This is a genomic window from Nesterenkonia rhizosphaerae, assembly GCF_039544555.1.
GTDB classification, from domain to species: Bacteria; Actinomycetota; Actinomycetes; order Actinomycetales; family Micrococcaceae; genus Nesterenkonia; species Nesterenkonia rhizosphaerae.
Genome location: NZ_BAABLW010000003.1, coordinates 47,544 through 64,927, shown reverse-complemented (window position 1 = coordinate 64,927; position 17,384 = coordinate 47,544). Strand labels below are relative to the sequence as shown.

The following is a 17,384-nucleotide window of genomic DNA, read 5'->3' as shown; positions in this document are numbered from 1 at the left end:
TCTCATGTCTGAGACTTCTGCCATCGCGCCCGGAGTGGATTTCGCTGCGCTGACCTCGGCTGCGCGCGAGGCCATGACCCGCGCCTACGCGCCCTACTCCGGCTATCCGGTGGGGGCCGCCGCGCTCACCGAGGACGGCCGCATTATCACCGGCTGCAATGTGGAGAACGCCTCCTACGGCGTGGGACTTTGTGCTGAATGCGCCCTGGTGGGCCAGCTGCAGCTGACCGGCGGCGGCACGCTGCGCGCCTTCACCTGCGTCAACGCCGACGGCGACTACATCACCCCCTGCGGGCGCTGCCGTCAGCTGCTCTACGAGTTCGCCGGCGAAACGCTATGGATCAAGACAGCTGCTGGCATCACCACCATTGAAGGACTCCTGCCGGAAGCCTTCGGCCCCCGAGACCTGGAGAACATCGCATGAGCCGCACCTTCGACGTCGTCGACCTCATCCGCACCAAACGCGACGGCGGACGACTGAGCCAGGACCAGATCCAGTGGCTGATCGGTGCCTATACCGATGAACGTGTGGCTGAGGAGCAGATGAGCGCCATGGCCATGGCGATCCTGCTGCGCGGCATGGACCGCGAGGAAATCGCGCAGTGGACTGCGGCGATGATCGCCTCCGGGGAGCGCATGGACTTCAGCGGGCTCACAGCAGCCGATGGCAGCCGTCGGCTCACCGCAGATAAGCACTCCACCGGCGGTGTGGGGGATAAGATCACCCTCCCGCTGGCACCGCTGGTGGCATCATTCGGTGTTCCTGTCCCGCAGCTCTCCGGACGCGGGCTGGGCCACACCGGCGGAACCCTGGACAAGATGGAGGCCATCGCCGGCTGGCGTGCGCACCTGAGCAATGAAGAGATGTTCGCTCAGCTGGACAGTGTCGGTGCGGTGATCTGCGCCGCCGGCTCCGGGCTGGCCCCAGCGGATAAGAAACTCTATGCACTGCGCGATGTCACCGGCACCGTGGAGTCCATTCCGCTGATCGCCAGCTCCATCATGTCGAAGAAGATCGCCGAGGGCGCCGATGCCCTGGTGCTCGATGTCAAGACCGGCACCGGTGCCTTCATGAAGTCCTACGACGACGCCGCCGAACTGGCCCGCACCATGGTGGCCCTGGGCACCGACGCCGGGGTCAACACCACTGCGCTGATCACCGAGATGAACACCCCGCTGGGCTTGACCGCCGGTAACGGTGTGGAGGTCGAGGAATCAGTGGAGGTCCTGGCCGGCGGCGGACCCGCCGACGTCGTGGAGCTCACCGCGGCGCTGGCCGAAGAGATGCTGGCCGGTGTGGGTATCACCGGAATTGATGTGCGGGAGCATCTGCGCAACGGCAAGGCCATGGACTCCTGGCGAGCGATGGTGGCGGCACAGGGCGGCAACCCCGACGCTCCGCTGCCGCAGCCCAAGCACACCCACACCATCACAGCAGCAGTTTCTGGAACAGTGACCCGTATGGACGCCTATGCGGTGGGGGTGGCTGCCTGGCGGTTGGGCGCTGGCCGCGGTCGCAAGGAAGATCCGGTGCAGGCAGCTGCTGGCATCCGGATCCACGCCAAGCCGGGGGATACCATCACCGCCGGTCAGCCGCTGCTGAGCCTCTACACCGACGAGGAACCTCGCATCAGCCGTGCCGAAGAGGCACTGGAGGGGGCCATCGACGTGGACGCCTCCGGCGGACCTGTGGAGCTGCCGGACCTGATCCACGCCCGCATCACCTCCGCGGACCTCTGAGCAGCCTATGGGCATCGGGGACTACCTGGATCTGCTCAATGAGCTGATCCTCGAGGCAGCCTCTGGCTGGTGGACCCTCATTGGGCTCTTTGCCTTCTGCGTGGGTGACGGGTTCTTTCCGATCCTGCCCTCGGACACTCTGGTGGTGGGGCTGGGCTCCGTGCAGGGCCAGCCCGGCACACCGCATTGGATCTGGGTCATCCTGGTCGCCGCCGCCGGGGCAGTGCTCGGTGATGCAGTGGCCTATCAGCTGGGTCGGCTGATCGGCGGCGGCATGCTGGAAGGGCGGGGCCGCTTCCGCTGGATGCGCAAACCTGCCATGGTCAAGACCCTGCTGTGGGCCCGGCATGAGCTGGATAAACGCGGGGTGTTAGTGATCTTCGTGGGCCGGTTCATTCCGGGTGGCCGGGTGGCCATCAACTTCGTCGCCGGGGCCACCGGGTTCTCACTCTGGCGGTTCCTGATCATCGATGCAGTAGCTTCGCTGGTCTGGGCAAGCTGGCTGACCGGCCTGGGCATTGCCGGCACTGCAATCTTCGGCAATATGCTCATCGCCCTGCCGGTGGCGATTGCAGTGGCTGTGCTGCTGGGCTGGGTCTTCGAGCGGGTCTTCCGGCTCTTCACCGCCTGGCTGGACCGTAAGGGCGTGCACCTGGATCCGGAGGGCTATCAGGACACCGCCGATGCCGATATCGAGCCGCCGATCCATCTGCGCCGTCGTCGTGAAGAGGACGGCGACACTAAGTAGTCCGCGCGTTAGGCTTGAGCCATGACTACTTCGACCGGCTCCGCCGATCTTCACGAGCAGCTGCGACAGCTTCCCAAAGTGTCCCTCCACGATCACCTCGACGGCGGACTGCGCCCCTCCACCCTGGTGGAGCTGGCCGCTGAGATCGGCCACGAGCTCCCAGAAACCGACCCTGATGCGCTGGCCGTACGTTTCCGTGAGAACGCCAACTCCGGGTCCCTGGAGAAGTACCTTGAAGCGTTTGCGCACACCACTGCGGTGATGCAGACCGCCGCGAACCTGCGTCGTGTGGCGCGGGAGTTCGTGGAGGATCTGGCCGCTGACGGTGTCATCTATGCCGAGGTGCGCTGGGCTCCGGAGCAGCACTTGCAGCAGGGGCTGACCCTGGATGAGGTCGTAGAAGCCGTGCAGGCAGGGCTGAACGAAGGCGCAGAATCCGTGGCGCAGAAGGACGGCATCATCGTGGTGGGCCAGCTGCTCTCGGCCATGCGCCAGTCTGACCACTCCGAGGAGCTCGTGGAGCTGGCCCTGCGACACCGGGACAAGGGCGTAGTCGGCTTTGACATCGCCGGACCCGAGGCCGGCTTCCCGCCGTCGAAGTTCGCAGCCGCCTTCACCACCCTGGCCACCCGCATGCTGCCCGCCACCGTGCACGCCGGCGAAGGCGACGGTGTGGAGTCGGTGCGTGACGCCCTGGTCTCCGGACGCGCCCAGCGACTGGGCCACGGCACCCGCGTCGCCGAGGACATCACGGTGGTGGAGTCCGCAGATGAAACCTCCGAAGATGATGAAGAGGTCTTCCAGGTGGAGCTCGGCGAGGTGGCCCGCTGGGTCCGCGACCGTCAGGTACACCTGGAAGTGTCCCCGACCTCCAATGTGCAGACCGGCACCATCGCCGCGTTCGTTCCCGAAGGCGAAGAAGCCACACTGGCTGATCACCCCTTCGACATGCTCTACCAGCTGGGCTTCAACGTTGGCGTGAACACTGACAACCGCTTGGTTTCTGGCGTCACCCTCACCGGGGAACTGGTGGCTCTTGCCGAGACCTTCGGCTACGGACTGGCTGAGCTGGCCGACTTCCAGATCAACGCACTGGAAGCATCCTTCCTGGGCTACGAGGAGCGCGAGGCACTCTCCGGCATCATCCTCGAAGCCTGGAACGCCTGAGCAGAGCCTCCACAGCCGACCGGAAGGACGTCGTCGAGCATATGAGCGCACAACCCTCCGAACCCTCCAGCCAGGATCAGCAGGCGCCGCAGGATCAGTTTCAACGGCTGAAGTGGGTGATCGCCGCTCTCCGGGAGCACTGCCCCTGGACCCAGCAGCTGACCCACGAATCGCTGACTGAATACCTGGTGGAAGAGTCTCAGGAGGTGCTGGAGGAGATCGCCGCGGGCAACACCGGCGACTCACTGCGCAAAGAGCTCGGCGACGTCCTGATGCAGGTGGCACTGCACGCCGCCATCGCTTCGGAGCGCGGGGATTTTGATCTCGACGACGTCGCCGAAGCCATCGGCTCAAAACTCATCCGGCGAAGCCCTCATGTCTTCACACCCGAGGGATCGCTGAATCCCACAGATGCCACAGTGGAGGAGATCGACGCCGCCTGGGACCGCATCAAGGCCGAAGAGAAGGCGGAAGCTGAGGCGGCTTCTCAGCAACGGGACGCTTAGCTCGAGGAGCGCACCCGCAGGCTCGGAAGCAGCTGTATCCGCTGGGGCGTCCAGGACTGCCCCGCTGAGGTTGCCTGGAGCCTGCTGCTCATGAGTCCCGCAGCGGCCTGGCCGACTTCGATCTTCGGCGGGGCGACCGCCGTGAGAGGCACCAGTCCATGACTGGCCACTACATCGTCGTAGGCGATCACGGCGCAGTCGCCGGGAATATCGACCCCGTAAGTGACCAGCTGCTGCACCAGGACAAGAGCGTTGACGTCGCTGTGGATCAGGACGGCGCTGAATTCTTCGCGGCGCAGAATGGTGACAAGCCAATGGGCATCGCCGAAGTCCGGATAGCGCACCGGGTGCGCTGCTTCCCCGGTGGTTGATTCGCCGACATCCGTGGTTCTCAGCTCGCGGGGGAGCGCCTCTGGAGCGCTGAGGACGCGGTCCCAATGTTCGACCAGCGGATGCTCCTGAGCGATGGCGGCGAAGGCAGTGCTGATCGAACGTGCCGTAGGACTGTCCAGGCGGGTGGCGAGGAGAATGCGTCGATGCCCGTGCCGCACCAAGTCCTCTACTGCCAGCCGGACTCCGAAGCGATGATCTGTGGCAGCAGAGTCGATCGCGGCGAGTTCGGGACTGTCTCCGGGTGGCCGCTCGAGCAGGACCGCTGGACAGGGCAGACGCGCCAGCTGCTCCCGATCTTCGGCCTCCTGCGCCTCTGTGTTCCACCGCGGAGCGACGATGAGTCCGTCCATCCGCAGATCCTGCTGTAGCTTCTCCACCATGTTGCGCAAGCCCTGCGGAGTATCCGGGGCAATGCGGATAGGAGCGCGGTACCCCTGACTCTCCAGTCGGTCGCGTGCGCCCTCGGCGACTGTCTGCAGGTACGGATGGTGCGCCGGAACGAGGATAGGGACGCACTGGAGCCGGTCGGTCCAGGAGGTGGCCGTTGACTGGGGCGACTGAACTCTGCCGTGCCGGCGCTGTACGGCGCCCTCCTCCACAAGCATCTCGACGTCGCGACGGATCGTCATGGCCGAGACGTGGAAGAGGCCGGCCAGATCGCTGATCCTGATGTCACCATGCTGCTGGATAAGCGTGGTGATCCTCCGTCGTCGTGACTCAGCTGATTCCCGCATGGCGGCGCTCCTTCAGTTGGTTCTGTGCTGCGTGGCTGACGAGCACGTGCACACTCGGCGCTTTGGTGGACGGTGTCGGTTCAGAGGCTGCTCTACGCCTAAGTGTGCAGTCGGAGCCTCGGGATGTGCGAATGAGCGATATATGTGTGGATTTGCTATTGACGGGTCATGTTCGATTCGGGAGTCTATAGATGTAAATGTAACCTACGTCACACTGTGTTGGAGCCTTTTGCCGGTGATGCTCGATCTCCCAGCTGCCAATTACTCACTGAGCCCCTACACCGGTTTCAGCCGCGAACACTGGGAGGCAGCGGCTGACGGACTGCTGGCCCATGCATGGAAGTGGGCCTCTCCTCAGGGCGGTCGCCTGGATCTCCCCGGACGCAGCTCGGTCAGCGGTGTCCGGTCTGATGGCCTTGAGGGTTACGCTCGCACCTTCCTGGCCGCGGCCTGCCGGGTAGCCGGGGCCAACGGCGATGACCCTCATCAGTGGCTCCCGCGGTATGCGGAGGGCTTGGCAGCCGGTACCAAGAGCCCTGGGGCTGACGACGCAGAGTCCTGGCCGGTGATCCAGGACGTCGACGTGTTCGGCCAGCCGATGGTCGAATCGGCGTGTATTGCGCTGTCGCTTCGACTGACCCGGCCGTGGCTGTGGGACCAGCTGAGCCCACAGGTGCAGGACCAAGCTGAAGCCTGGCTGCGCGGGTCCCTTACGTCAGTGCCGGCCCCAAGCAACTGGTACCTCTTTCCCTACACGGTCGCCGGGTTCCTGGAGTCAGTAGGCCGCGGCGATTCGCTCACCGCCCGGGTCAGGGAGCACGCTCTTACGCTACTGGACAGCTGGTACGCCGGTGAAGGCTGGTACACCGACGGCAACGGCGGCGGCATCGACTACTACAACGGATGGGCTCTTCACCTCTACCCAGTACTTGATGAGCTCCTCGCGTCCCGCGAGCAGGGGGTGCCGCTGAACCGCACCGGCACGTACCCGCAGCGGCTGAGCGCCCACCTGGACAGCTACGGGCGGTTCTTCGCCGCGAACGGCGCTTCAGTTCACTTTGGCCGCTCCATGACGTATCGGTTCGCCGCGGGCGCAGCCATAGGTCTCGGCGGAGTTACCGGTGCGACGCCGCTGAGTCCGGGGGCGTCAAGGCGCATCCTCAGCGGAAACCTGAAGTACTTCCTTGATCGCGGCTCACTCGACGAGAACGGCCTGCTCAGCTTGGGGTGGCATGGCGAGCATGCGGCCTCCTGTCAGCCGTATTCAGGGCCCGGCTCACCGTACTGGGCTTCGAAAGCCTTCGTCTGCCTGCTGGCGCCAGCGGATGACCCGCTCTGGACCGACCAAGAGGATCCGGCACCTGCAGAGCAGAGCGACCACGTCCAGGCGCTGCCCGATGTCGGACTGTTGGTGCAGTCCACACAGGAGGACGGCATCGTTCGTCTGCACAACCACGGCACGGACGGGTTCCATGCCGAGCGGGCGGAGGCCGACATCGCCAGAAACGCCCTCTACAACCGCTGGTCCTACTCCACCCACACCGGGCCCACCGCTGAGCGCAACATCGCCGACAACGAGTTCACGCTGCGCTGGCGGGGCCGCGCCGGCAGCAGGGTCCGCCCTCACCGGCTAGGAGCGTGGGCATCAGGTGGTCGCGGTTGGGCGGCCTCGTGGCACACTCCGGTTTTCGAGACTGGTCTCAGAGTGTTCCCCGGTCTGCGCGTCACCAGTGTCTGCCTTGTCAGCGGCATATACGAGCTGCGAATTCACCGCGTTGAGGGAGCTCCGGCGGAGAGTGCTGCAGAGTCCACCGGTTGGGCCGTGCCGCGGGGCCGCTCAAAGGATCCGGTGACTGGTCTGCTCGTGGCGCTCGCAGGCTGGGAACACACCGACGAGGTCGTGGCCCCAGCAGGGACAGCCTATGCGTCATCTGCCACAGTCACCCGCCTGAGGCGGCTCAGCGGAGCCGATGGTCTGTATGTGTCCATCGCCGCACTGACCGGCGGTGACCATGAAGCGGATGTTTCGCAGGCCATAGAGGATCTGCGGGTCAGCGAAGACGCAGTGACCTTTCGCTGGCGCGGTGACACGGCGGATTCGACCGTACGATTCCGCCCGTTCAGTGTCGACCTGCAGGAAGCCCCACATCCTCCCGAAGTCATCATCTGAAGCTCTGTTCTCTGTCAACTACCCCTAGGAGAAGACCATCATGCGAGGGAAGTCACTCACAGTCATCACAGCGGGATTGGTTTCGGCCCTGACATTGTCCTCGTGCGGAGGTGCATCTGCCGACGATGGCGACGTCGTTCTGCGCTTCACCTGGTGGGGGTCGGACCAGCGGCAGCAGATCACCCAGGAGATCATTGACGAGTTCGAAGCCCAGAATCCCGGTATCACTGTGGAGGGCGAGTACCGTGACGGCGGCGGCTACCATGATCAGCTCAATGTGCAGATGGCCGGTGGCGACGCACCGGATATCTTCCAGGTCGAAGACCCGTATCTGCGTGATTACGCGGACAGGGGTGCTCTGCTTGAGCTGACGGAGTTCGACACTTCGGGCATGGAGGAAGCCACCGCGGACCTCGGCCTCACAGAGGAGGGGCGCTTTGGCGCCACCGTCAGCATCGTCAGCAACGCCCTCGTTGCCAACCCCGCGCTCTTCGAAGAAGCTGGCGTCGATCTGCCTGATGACACCACGTGGACGTGGGATGACTTCGCAGAAATCTCTGCGGAGCTGCGCGCCAATCTTGGCGACGGCCAGTACGGAGCGGCCACGATGGGAGCTAACGAGGCCACGGTGCGTCTCTGGTTGCGTCAGCGTGGAAAAGACCTCTTCGGGGACGACGGTGAGCTGCTCATGACCGTCGAAGATGCCGAAGAGTTCCTGCAATTTGTGATGGATATGGAGGAGAAGGCCGAGTTTCCGTCCGCGAGCTACATCGATGAGCTCAGCTCTCGTGGTCTGGCAGATGGTCCAATGGGCAGCCGAGAAGCTGCCATGGTCGGCGAATGGGCCACTCTGATGCTCCCTTTGACTGAAGCCACCGGCGATGAGCTGCAGCTTCTGAGGTTTCCCAGCGACACCGGACATGTCGACGACAACGGCGAATGGATCAAGGCCGGAATGTTCTTCGCCGTCAGCTCCGGCACGGAACATCCCGAAGAGGCTCAGCAGTTCATCAACTTCTTCATCAATTCGGAGGAAGCCGCGGAGATCAGCCGCATGGACCGCGGAATTCCCGCCAATACCAATGCCAGGGAGATTGCCCTGGTCGATGCAACCGCAGCCGAGACTGAAGCTTTCGAGTACGTGCAATCTGTTGAGAAGGCAGGAAAGGACACTATCCCCCTGCCGCCCCCAGGGGGCAACCAGGTGGCTGAGATCGTCACCCGCTACCTCTCCGAGGTGCGCTTCGGAAACAGCACGATTGAGAACGCAGCCCAGACCATGGTTAACGAGATAGAAGCCGCCCTCGGCTGACCCAGCGGGCAGGAGAAGTCCAGAGCGGATCGACCGATGCGCGGCGCGGGTGACGCGTCGTGCATCGGTCGATTAGGGTATGAGTGAATCACGCTGGCGCAACGGAGCGCTTGGATTTCCCATTCAGAAGAATTTAAAGGAGCACATATGTCTCTGGTCGCAAGCGTCTACGGCCGCGAAATCCTGGACTCCCGCGGAAACCCCACCGTTGAGGTGGATGTTCTGCTCGACGACGGCAGCTTCGGGCAGGCCGGCGTTCCCTCCGGTGCCTCCACCGGCGCCTTCGAAGCTGTAGAGCGCCGCGACGGCGATAAGTCCCGCTACCTGGGCAAGGGCGTCACCGAGGCGGTCAAGGCCGTCAACGAGATCATCGCCCCAGCTCTGGAAGGCCTCGACGCCACCGAGCAGCGCGTCATCGACCAGGTGCTGCTGGACCTCGACGGCACCGAGAACAAGGGCAGCATCGGTGCCAACGCCATCCTGGGTGTCTCCCTGGCCGTGGCCAAGGCTGCAGCCGATGCCTCCGACCTGCCGCTGTACAAATACCTCGGCGGACCCAACGCACACCTGCTGCCAGTGCCGATGATGAACATCCTCAACGGCGGCTCCCACGCAGACTCCAATGTGGACATCCAGGAGTTCATGATCGCCCCCATCGGCGCGGCCACCTTCTCCGAGGCCCTTCGCTCCGGCGTCGAGGTCTACCACGCACTGAAGTCCCTGCTGAAGGAGAAGGGCCTGAACACCGGCCTGGGCGACGAGGGCGGCTTCGCCCCCGACCTGCCCTCCAACCGCGACGCACTGGACCTGATCACTGAGGCCATCACTCGTGCCGGCTACACCCCCGGCAAGGATGTGGCGCTGGCTCTGGACGTGGCAGCATCCGAGTTCTTCGACAATGGCACCTACACCTTCGAGGGCCAGGCACGCACCGCCGAGCAGATGAGCGCCTACTACTCCGAGCTGGTGGATGCCTACCCGCTGGTCTCCATCGAGGACCCGCTGCACGAAGACGACTGGGCCGGTTGGAAGACCCTGACCGAGCAGATCGGTGCCAAGGTGCAGCTGGTGGGCGATGACCTGTTCGTCACCAACCCCGAGCGTCTTGCCAAGGGCATCGAGTCCGGCACCGCCAACTCGCTGCTGGTGAAGGTCAACCAGATCGGCTCCCTGACCGAGACCCTGGACGCCATCTCCCTGGCCCAGCGCAGCCAGTACACCACCATGATCAGCCACCGCTCCGGCGAGACCGAGGACGTCACCATCGCGGATATCTCCGTGGCCGTCAACGCCGGACAGATCAAGACCGGTGCACCGGCTCGTTCCGAGCGCGTGGCCAAGTACAACCAGCTGCTGCGCATCGAAGAGGAGCTCGGCGACGCCGCGCGCTACGCCGGGGCTGCCGCGTTCCCGCGCTACAGCGCCTGAGCTGAGCTGGTCCCGCGGGCGGGGAAACCCCGCCCCGGCCGTGACGCCGTTTACGCAGCGCTGATGACGCCCGTCCGGGCAGGTCGCATATCCGCGACACACCGGGCGGGCGTCGTCGTGCTGCCAGGTCCTGGTTCCGGCAGCAGCGTGGGGTGCCCCGTCGTCGGGCCCCTTCCCATTCGGTCACGCAAAATGACGGCAGTTTCGGAGGAATTCGCGCCAAATGAGTCCCAACTACGGTAATAGTGCGTGACCGAACGACAAGGCTCGGCGTAAAACTGATCCCCGCCGTCTGCGCGTGTCAGACCCCCTACCTATACTCCCGCCCCACTAATCTGAGTCTTGCCTCATTCTTCCCATCCGCGACTTCCCCCAAGGCGGTGAGACCATGGCCCGACACGCAGCCCCAGCCGAGAACGCCGGGTCGCAGTCGCATAAGCCCGCACGCTCCCAGCGGGCACAGGCGCGCGCACGCCGGGCAGAAGAGCAGGCTAGACAGCGCCGACTGGCCGAACGCGAACAAGTTTCCGGGGAGATCCGCACCCCCGCCGGGGTCACCGCCCGCCGCGCCCGCCGGACCGATAAACCGCAGCGGCAAACAGCCACACCACACCGCACGCCAGTCAGCGCGCGCACTCTGGTGCCCGAACGCAAGTTCTCCGGACGGATGATCGTGCTGACCATCGTGACCCTGGTGATCATCTCCTTCCTGGTGCCCACCCTGCGCACCTACCTGCAGCAGCGCGCCGAGATCAACGAACTCGCCGAGCAGATCGCCGAGGAGGAACAGCAGCAGGCCCAGCTCTACTCCGAGCTTGCTCGCTGGGACGATCCTGAGTTCGTCCGGCAGCAGGCTCGCGAGCGCATCAACCTGGTCATGCCGGGGGAGCGGCGATACCACGTCATCGGTGACCCCGCCGATCTTCCCTCCTCCGAGCAGGCCCAGGAGCAGGCCCCGGGCGAGGGCGAAGACTGGACCGGCGAGCTCTGGGAATCGGTAGTCGAGTCCGCGGAAGAGTAGGCTGGTGTGCCGTGAGCTCAGCGACACCTACAGATGCCGATCTAGACACCCTCAGCCTGCAGCTGGGACGACCCGTCCGCGACGTCGTCGAAATCCCTGCCCGCTGCCGCTGCGGGAACCCGCTGGTGGCCGCAACCGCTCCGCGCCTGAGCAACGGCATCCCCTTTCCCACCACGTTCTACCTGACTCACCCCACCCTCACCGCCGCCGTCTCAAGGCTTGAGGCTGCAGGGGTGATGGCGCAGATGAGCCAGCGGCTCCAGGACGACGACGCCCTGGCCAACTCCTACCGCAACGCCCACCAGAACTACCTCACCGAACGCGAACGCATCCGTGAGGTTGCCGGCCTGGAACCAGTTTGGGAGATTGAAGGCATCAGCGCCGGAGGAATGCCCGAACGTGTGAAATGCCTGCACGTACTGGTGGGACACTCCCTGGCAGTAGGTCCGGGCATCAATCCGCTGGGCGATGAGGCTCTGGAGCTGATCAGTGAAGACTGGAACCAGCAGATGTGCACCTGCGCAACTGCCTGGGACCACGAAGCTGAGGTGCCCACCAAAGACTTGAGCCGCCATGTGCGCCGGCTCAACCAACAGAAAGAGGACGCCTAGTGCGCGTGGCAGCCATCGACTGCGGAACCAACTCGATCCGCCTGCTCATTGCTGATGTCACCATCGAGGGCGAGATCAGCCTCACCGACGTGGTGCGGCGGATGACCGTAGTCCGCCTGGGCGAAGGCGTGGATAAGACCGGCGAGTTCTCCGAAGCCGCATTGGAGCGGACCTTTGCCGCAGTGGACGACTACGCTGCACTGATCCGCCGCCACCAGGTGGAAGCTGTGCGTTTTGTAGCCACCTCCGCCTCTCGTGATGTCAGCAACCGCGAGGCCTTCGTCGACGGTGTCCGGCAGCGCCTGCGCACGGTGTTTCCGGACTTCAGCGGGCCCGAGGTAATCCGCGGATCCGAAGAAGCCGGACTGTCCTTTGCCGGAGCTTCCTCGCTGCTGGACTGGGACCCCGAACGCAAAGTGCTGGTGGTGGACCTCGGCGGTGGGTCCACCGAGTTCGTGCTGGGCACCTGCGAAGGCGTGGAGCACGCCATCTCCACCGACATGGGCTCGGTGCGATTCACCGAACGGCACATGCGCAGCGATCCGCCCCAGGAGACCGAATGCTCCATGGCAACCTTCGAGACCCTCTCCTTCCTCGAAGACGTCGCCCAAGTGATCCCGCTGCACGAAACCCAGACCGTCATCGGCGTCGCAGGAACTATCACCACGGTGACCGCCCACGCCCTGAAGCTTGAGGACTACGATTCTGAGGCCATCCACGGCGCAGAACTCTCCCTCGATACCATCCAGCAGTCCGTGGACCAGCTAGTCCACTCCACCCGGGACCAGCGTTCGGCCATGCCGTTCATGCACCCGGGCCGGGTAGACGTCATCGGTGCCGGTGCCCTGATCTGGGGGACCATCCTGGAGTACCTGAACAAGATCACCGAAGGTCGAGTCAGTACCGCCATCACCAGCGAGAATGACATCCTCGACGGCATTGCTATGCGCATCGCCGCAGACCGTACTCACTCGGGGAAGGCCCAGCTGGGGCAGGCCGAACCCTCCGCAGCGGCTGAGACCACCGAAGGCGGCGCCGGTGAGTGAGCAGCACCCCCGCGGCTGGCGGTTTCTGTCCACCCTGCGCCGCGGCGCAGCCCTTGTGACCGCAGGCCTGTTGGTAGCCCCTGTGGCAAGCGTGCCAGCACTGGTGTCTGCCCCGGCAGCACAGGCCGAGATGTGGCGCAGTTCACAATTCTGGCTCGAGGATTATGGGGTCACCGAGGCTTGGGAGACCAGCCGTGGTGAAGGTGTGACCGTTGCGGTGATCGATACCGGAATCGACGCCTCCCACCCCGCTCTCGAAGGCGCAGTGGTGGGCGGTACCGATGTCTCCGGCGGCGGAACCTCCGCCGGGGGACCGGTGCAGCAGACCGCCACTGAACACGGCACCCTGGTGGCCTCATTGTTGGCCGGCCGCGGCCAGCCCTCGGAAGACTCCGGCACGGAGCAGGAGACCCTGCAGGAGATGTCGGAGGAAGAATGGGACGAATGGTTCGATGACTTCCTCGCCGACCTGGAAGACACCTATGGCGAGGACTGGGAGGAAGAGGTCGACCAGGAACTGCTCGATGAGTTCTATGAGACCCGCCAGTTCCCCGGTATGGACGAGCTGGATGAGGATCAGCCCGAACAGGACCTTCCCGGAGTGGACGAGGACCGACCCGCCGGCGTCGTCGGTGTTGCCCCCGAGGCTGATCTGCTCTCCATCTCACTGGTGCTGGAGGACCCCAACCCGCACGGTCCCAGCACTGAGGATCAAATTGCGCAGGCGGTGACCTGGGCGGTGGACAACGGCGCCGACATCATCAACATGTCCATCGGCTCCGGCATGCAGGACTGGCCGGAGACTTGGGATGAAGCCTTCCTCTACGCCGAAGAAAATGACGTACTGGTGGTGGCAGCCTCCGGCAACAGGGCTTCGGGACACTATTCAGTAGGTGCACCGGCGACTATCCCCGGTGTGCTGACCGTGGCGGGTGTGGATGAGGCTCGCAATATCAGCGCAGAGTCCTCATCACAGGGCATCGCCATTGATATTGCCGCAGTCTCCGAGCCGTTGGTGGGTGCACTGCCAGGAGGAGGCTACGCGATGTGGACCGGTACCTCCGGGGCGGCCCCCATCGTCGCTGGTGCCGCAGCCCTGGTGATGTCAGCACACCCGGAGCTCTCCGCGCAGGAGGTCAAGCACCGTCTGCTGAGCACTGCCGATTCTGCCGGATCCGACGGCATCGATCCTGAATACGGCCATGGCGTGCTCAATGTGGCCGAGGCAGTCTCCGGTGAGGTGCCGGCGTTCAACGCCGCGGATTACGAGACCCTGCAGGAATGGATCCGTATTCACCGCCGCGCCGAGGTGGACACCGACTCCCATGAGGACATCCCTGAGGACTCCGGCGTTGTGGCCGGGCCCGAAGGTGAGCCGCGCGATCTTCCGCGCGCCGCAGATACCCGCACCGCCCAGGACTGGGCAGGACCACTCACCCTCGGGGCTGCAGCCCTGGCCGTCGTCGTGCTGATGACGGTGGCTGTAGTGCACCTGCTCTCCCGCCGGGATGGCAGCGGCCAGCACGACTGAAACCCACACCCAATAGCGACTAGGATGGCTCCTATGGCACTCAAGCTCTCAGAGAAACCCCGAATCCTGCTTGTAGGCGGCGGCTATGTCGGCCTGATCGTTGCACAGCAGCTGCAGAAGAAGGTCAAAGCAGCCGGCGGCATCGTCACCCTGGTGGACCCGCTTCCCTACATGACCTACCAGCCCTTCCTGCCGGAAATCGTGGGCGGCCACATCGAAGCGCGCCACGCATTAGTCTCCCACCGTCGTCACCTGAAGGACACCGAGGTGATCACCGGCAAGGTCACCTCCGTCGATCACGAGGCAAAGATCGCCATGGTCGCCCTAGACGGTGGCACCAGCGTTGAGGTGCCCTACCAGGACATCGTGATGGGTGCAGGCGCCAATACCCGTACTTTCCCCATTGAGGGCCTAGCAGAGCACGGCATCGGTCTGAAGACCGTTGAAGAGGCTGTGAGCCTACGCAATAAGATCTTGGAACGCCTCGAGAGCGCCTCCACCATGACTGATGAGGCAGCCAAGCGCCGTGCCCTGAGCTTTGTGGTGGTAGGCGGCGGCTTCGCCGGAATCGAGACGATCGCGGAGATGGAAGACATCATCCGCGATGTCGTCAAGCACAACCCACGGCTGAGCCAGTCCGATGTTCGCCTGGTGTTGGTGGAAGCCATGGGCCGCATCATGCCGGAGGTTGGCGAAGACCAAGCCGTCGGCGTGGTGGAGCACCTGCGTGGGCGCGGCGTCGAGGTGCTGCTGAACACCTCCCTGAGCTCCGCTGTAGACGGTGAGCTGGTGCTGATCTCCATGAAGGACAAGTCCGAGGTTGACCGCTTTGAAGCCGACACCCTGGTCTGGACAGCCGGCGTGGCAGCCAACGCCGTGGCGCGTTCCTCCAGCTTCCCGGTGGACGAGCGCGGCCGCATCACCGCCTCCGCCACCCTGCAGATCATCTCCGAAGAAGGTGACGTCATTCCCGGTGCTTGGACTGCCGGTGACATCGCTGCTGTTCCGGATCTCACCGGAGCTGGTCCGGGCGGTTTCTGCGTGCCTAATGCACAGCACGCTCTGCGCCAGGCCAAGCTGCTGGCGAAGAACCTCTTCTCAGCGCGCTACGGCAACGGCGAGATCAAGGAATACAAACACGACTCGCTGGGTGCAGTCGCTGGTCTGGGAACCTATAAGGGTGTCGGCAACCCGATGGGCATCAAGCTCAAGGGCGTGTTCGCTTGGGCTGCGCACCGCGGGTACCACGGCTATGCAATGCCCACCCTGGAGCGTAAGCTGCGCGTGGTCGGCGGTTGGGCCAACGAGTTCGTCTTTGGCCGCGACATTGCCGAGGTGCGCAACCTGGACACCCCGCGCAAGGCCTTTATCGAGGCTGCCGGAGGCGGCAAGAAGAAGGAAGCTGCTAAGTAAGACTGGCGTGCAGCGTTGAAAGGGGCCGCCAGCGACGGCGGTCCCTTTTGCGCCCCCATAGCCCAATCGGTAGAGGCAGCAGACTTAAAATCTGCGTGTTGTGGGTTCGAGTCCCACTGGGGGCACCGATTCTCCGGCGCTAGTGCCGTGAGACGTCTGCAGGTCATAGAGAAGAAATCGATACGCCGAAAGTCGGCGCCGAACCCGCTAAGCACCCGCCGCTCACGTCAGCGCACGCCGCGTGCGGCAAGGGCCTCAGCGGTCTCCTCTGCGTGGCGCAGGCTCATGACCAGCAGGGGAGTGGTCATCGATACCGCTGCCGCAGGTGAGGTCGAGGCCCCGCGAGCCCTGCGAGCCTCCACAATTTCGCGGTAGAAGCCGAAAACCACCGGAACAGATCGCATGGTCAGCGCCATCGCCAGAGAAAGTCGCTCAGCGGTCAGCCCTAACCTGCCCAGCCCAGCTCTCTCCAGCGGCAGCAACCCCCGAGTCAGCAGTTCCAGGACATCAGAGACCCGGGTGGTCAGGGTGAAGAGACCCGCCAGAAGGATCACCGCCAGGATTCGCGCGGTGTTCAGCGCCGCCGTCGACGGTTCCAGGAAGATCAGCTGCGGCACGGCCACTAGGACAACCAGCCACTTCAGCCGCCACGGCTGACGCAGCAGCACCCAGAGTCCGTTCCCCGCCGCCTCGAGAACGCCTGCGGCAGCGCGCTGGCGGACCAGGAGATACCCCAGCAGCACCAGCCCCAACGCTAGAGCCGGCGCCCAGAGGCTCTCACGCCAGAGCGAGACAACGATGCCCACCGCAAGCAGCAGCAGAAGCTTCGCACCAGCAGGCATCCTGTGCAACAGCGATGCCCCCGGGCGGTAGAGCGGAATCATGCCGCGGGAATCCGCCGACGGCGTCGTGCATAGGTAAACGGTGCCGGATAGGCACGCGCCAGGGAATGCGTCACCAGGATCGTAAAGACCGCCTTGGCGGCGTCACCGGGTAGGAAGACCGCGTTCATCGCCAGTGCCTCCGGCAGCGCGAGCCCCAGCTGGTACATCATCACCGGAAGGCCGCAGGCGTACATCACGCCCACACCGCCGACGACGACGCCCAGCACCGTCCGCCACCAGCGCATCGGCCAGCTCGCCTGGACCACCAGCCCGATGACGAAGGCGGCTGGCACAAAACCCAGCACAAATCCGGCGGTGGGACCTGCATAGACTCCCAGCCCGCCGGCTCCCTGAGACATCAGCGGCAATCCAGCAGCAGTCAGCAGATTCAGCAGCAGCATGGAACCAGCCCCGCGCCACGGGCCCAGCACCGCACCGGCGAGCATGACCCCCAGAGTCTGCAGCGTAATCGGCACCGGGCCTATCGGAAGGGCCGCGACCTGGCCCAGAACTGCTACCAGAGCCGCGAAGACTGCCATCTGCGAGATCGCCGTGACCGCCGGCGTCACACCCCGGTGCTGAGTGGACTGGCCCGGACGCGCCGTCGTTTGTGTGGTGCCTACCATGAGGCACAGCTTAGAGCGAAGAAATGCCCAGTGCCGTTGGAGGAAGTCCACAAT

General features: G+C 64.6%; 16 protein-coding genes and 1 tRNA gene. 14 read left to right on the top strand and 3 right to left on the bottom strand.

Annotated elements, in window-relative coordinates:
• Window positions 1–4 precede the first annotated feature (4 nt).
• Genes ABEA23_RS03820 through ABEA23_RS03800 form a run of 5 tightly spaced genes read left to right on the top strand, consistent with a single transcriptional unit; the run spans window position 5 to window position 4,161 of the window.
• Window positions 5–424 (top strand): cytidine deaminase, encoded by a 420-nt coding sequence (locus ABEA23_RS03820; protein ID WP_345476748.1) that lies wholly within the window; start codon window positions 5–7, stop codon window positions 422–424.
• Complete coding sequence (locus ABEA23_RS03815; protein WP_345476747.1) at window positions 421–1,740, top strand: thymidine phosphorylase; 1,320 nt, start codon at window positions 421–423, stop codon at window positions 1,738–1,740. Before ABEA23_RS03820 ends, ABEA23_RS03815 begins: the two co-directional genes overlap by 4 nt.
• A gap of 7 nt (window positions 1,741–1,747) precedes the next feature.
• Entirely contained in the window at window positions 1,748–2,488 is a 741-nt protein-coding gene (locus tag ABEA23_RS03810) for a DedA family protein (RefSeq protein ID WP_345476746.1), read from the top strand.
• Between the two features lie 21 nt (window positions 2,489–2,509).
• Complete coding sequence (locus tag ABEA23_RS03805; protein WP_345476745.1) at window positions 2,510–3,655, top strand: adenosine deaminase; 1,146 nt, start codon at window positions 2,510–2,512, stop codon at window positions 3,653–3,655.
• Between the two features lie 41 nt (window positions 3,656–3,696).
• Window positions 3,697–4,161, top strand: coding sequence for a MazG nucleotide pyrophosphohydrolase domain-containing protein (locus ABEA23_RS03800; protein WP_345476744.1), 465 nt, complete (start codon window positions 3,697–3,699; stop codon window positions 4,159–4,161).
• On the opposite strand, the gene ABEA23_RS03795 is transcribed toward ABEA23_RS03800, so the two are convergent.
• The gene (locus ABEA23_RS03795; RefSeq protein ID WP_345476743.1) at window positions 4,158–5,288 is read right to left on the bottom strand and encodes a substrate-binding domain-containing protein; all 1,131 of its coding nucleotides are present in this window, start codon (window positions 5,286–5,288) and stop codon (window positions 4,158–4,160) included. The genes ABEA23_RS03800 and ABEA23_RS03795 overlap by 4 nt on opposite strands.
• 238 nt (window positions 5,289–5,526) lie before the next feature.
• Here ABEA23_RS03795 and ABEA23_RS03790 point away from each other — a divergent pair, with 238 nt between their 5' ends.
• From ABEA23_RS03790 to ABEA23_RS03750, 9 genes are all read left to right on the top strand, one after another.
• The gene (locus ABEA23_RS03790; RefSeq protein WP_345476742.1) at window positions 5,527–7,458 is read left to right on the top strand and encodes a DUF2264 domain-containing protein; all 1,932 of its coding nucleotides are present in this window, start codon (window positions 5,527–5,529) and stop codon (window positions 7,456–7,458) included.
• A gap of 40 nt (window positions 7,459–7,498) precedes the next feature.
• Window positions 7,499–8,770 (top strand): ABC transporter substrate-binding protein, encoded by a 1,272-nt coding sequence (locus ABEA23_RS03785; RefSeq protein WP_345476741.1) that lies wholly within the window; start codon window positions 7,499–7,501, stop codon window positions 8,768–8,770.
• 147 nt (window positions 8,771–8,917) lie between these two features.
• Window positions 8,918–10,198 carry a phosphopyruvate hydratase gene (gene eno / locus ABEA23_RS03780; RefSeq protein ID WP_345476740.1) on the top strand — a complete coding sequence of 427 codons (1,281 nt, stop codon included), beginning with the start codon at window positions 8,918–8,920 and terminating at the stop codon, window positions 10,196–10,198.
• A gap of 388 nt (window positions 10,199–10,586) precedes the next feature.
• Window positions 10,587–11,219 carry an FtsB family cell division protein gene (locus ABEA23_RS03775; protein ID WP_345476739.1) on the top strand — a complete coding sequence of 211 codons (633 nt, stop codon included), beginning with the start codon at window positions 10,587–10,589 and terminating at the stop codon, window positions 11,217–11,219.
• An 11-nt stretch (window positions 11,220–11,230) separates the two neighbouring features.
• Window positions 11,231–11,830 carry a DUF501 domain-containing protein gene (locus tag ABEA23_RS03770; protein WP_345476738.1) on the top strand — a complete coding sequence of 200 codons (600 nt, stop codon included), beginning with the start codon at window positions 11,231–11,233 and terminating at the stop codon, window positions 11,828–11,830.
• Window positions 11,830–12,876 (top strand): Ppx/GppA phosphatase family protein, encoded by a 1,047-nt coding sequence (locus ABEA23_RS03765; RefSeq protein ID WP_345476737.1) that lies wholly within the window; start codon window positions 11,830–11,832, stop codon window positions 12,874–12,876. The genes ABEA23_RS03770 and ABEA23_RS03765 overlap by 1 nt, the downstream gene beginning before the upstream one ends.
• Window positions 12,869–14,407, top strand: coding sequence for a S8 family serine peptidase (locus ABEA23_RS03760; RefSeq protein ID WP_345476736.1), 1,539 nt, complete (start codon window positions 12,869–12,871; stop codon window positions 14,405–14,407). The genes ABEA23_RS03765 and ABEA23_RS03760 overlap by 8 nt, the downstream gene beginning before the upstream one ends.
• Before the next feature lie 33 nt (window positions 14,408–14,440).
• Complete coding sequence (locus ABEA23_RS03755) at window positions 14,441–15,820, top strand: NAD(P)/FAD-dependent oxidoreductase (RefSeq protein ID WP_345476735.1); 1,380 nt, start codon at window positions 14,441–14,443, stop codon at window positions 15,818–15,820.
• A gap of 51 nt (window positions 15,821–15,871) precedes the next feature.
• A tRNA-Leu gene (locus ABEA23_RS03750) sits at window positions 15,872–15,945 on the top strand.
• Between the two features lie 102 nt (window positions 15,946–16,047).
• Here ABEA23_RS03750 and ABEA23_RS03745 read toward each other — a convergent pair.
• Both ABEA23_RS03745 and ABEA23_RS03740 read right to left on the bottom strand, forming a co-directional pair.
• Entirely contained in the window at window positions 16,048–16,704 is a 657-nt protein-coding gene (locus ABEA23_RS03745; RefSeq protein ID WP_345476734.1) for a CbiQ family ECF transporter T component, read from the bottom strand.
• The gene (locus ABEA23_RS03740; protein WP_345476733.1) at window positions 16,701–17,330 is read right to left on the bottom strand and encodes a biotin transporter BioY; all 630 of its coding nucleotides are present in this window, start codon (window positions 17,328–17,330) and stop codon (window positions 16,701–16,703) included. Before ABEA23_RS03740 ends, ABEA23_RS03745 begins: the two co-directional genes overlap by 4 nt.
• Window positions 17,331–17,384: the final 54 nt, after the last annotated feature.

What these genes read in the sequence shown, in the direction of transcription:
- ABEA23_RS03820 (WP_345476748.1), top strand. Translation starts at nt 5, where the DNA reads ATGTCTGAGACTTCTGCCATCGCGCCCGGAGTGGATTTCGCTGCGCTG.
- ABEA23_RS03815 (WP_345476747.1), top strand. Translation starts at nt 421, where the DNA reads ATGAGCCGCACCTTCGACGTCGTCGACCTCATCCGCACCAAACGCGAC.
- ABEA23_RS03810 (WP_345476746.1), top strand. Translation starts at nt 1,748, where the DNA reads ATGGGCATCGGGGACTACCTGGATCTGCTCAATGAGCTGATCCTCGAG.
- ABEA23_RS03805 (WP_345476745.1), top strand. Translation starts at nt 2,510, where the DNA reads ATGACTACTTCGACCGGCTCCGCCGATCTTCACGAGCAGCTGCGACAG.
- ABEA23_RS03800 (WP_345476744.1), top strand. Translation starts at nt 3,697, where the DNA reads ATGAGCGCACAACCCTCCGAACCCTCCAGCCAGGATCAGCAGGCGCCG.
- ABEA23_RS03795 (WP_345476743.1), bottom strand. Translation starts at nt 5,288, where the DNA reads ATGCGGGAATCAGCTGAGTCACGACGACGGAGGATCACCACGCTTATC.
- ABEA23_RS03790 (WP_345476742.1), top strand. Translation starts at nt 5,527, where the DNA reads ATGCTCGATCTCCCAGCTGCCAATTACTCACTGAGCCCCTACACCGGT.
- ABEA23_RS03785 (WP_345476741.1), top strand. Translation starts at nt 7,499, where the DNA reads ATGCGAGGGAAGTCACTCACAGTCATCACAGCGGGATTGGTTTCGGCC.
- eno (WP_345476740.1), top strand. Translation starts at nt 8,918, where the DNA reads ATGTCTCTGGTCGCAAGCGTCTACGGCCGCGAAATCCTGGACTCCCGC.
- ABEA23_RS03775 (WP_345476739.1), top strand. Translation starts at nt 10,587, where the DNA reads ATGGCCCGACACGCAGCCCCAGCCGAGAACGCCGGGTCGCAGTCGCAT.
- ABEA23_RS03755 (WP_345476735.1), top strand. Translation starts at nt 14,441, where the DNA reads ATGGCACTCAAGCTCTCAGAGAAACCCCGAATCCTGCTTGTAGGCGGC.
- ABEA23_RS03745 (WP_345476734.1), bottom strand. Translation starts at nt 16,704, where the DNA reads ATGATTCCGCTCTACCGCCCGGGGGCATCGCTGTTGCACAGGATGCCT.
- ABEA23_RS03740 (WP_345476733.1), bottom strand. Translation starts at nt 17,330, where the DNA reads ATGGTAGGCACCACACAAACGACGGCGCGTCCGGGCCAGTCCACTCAG.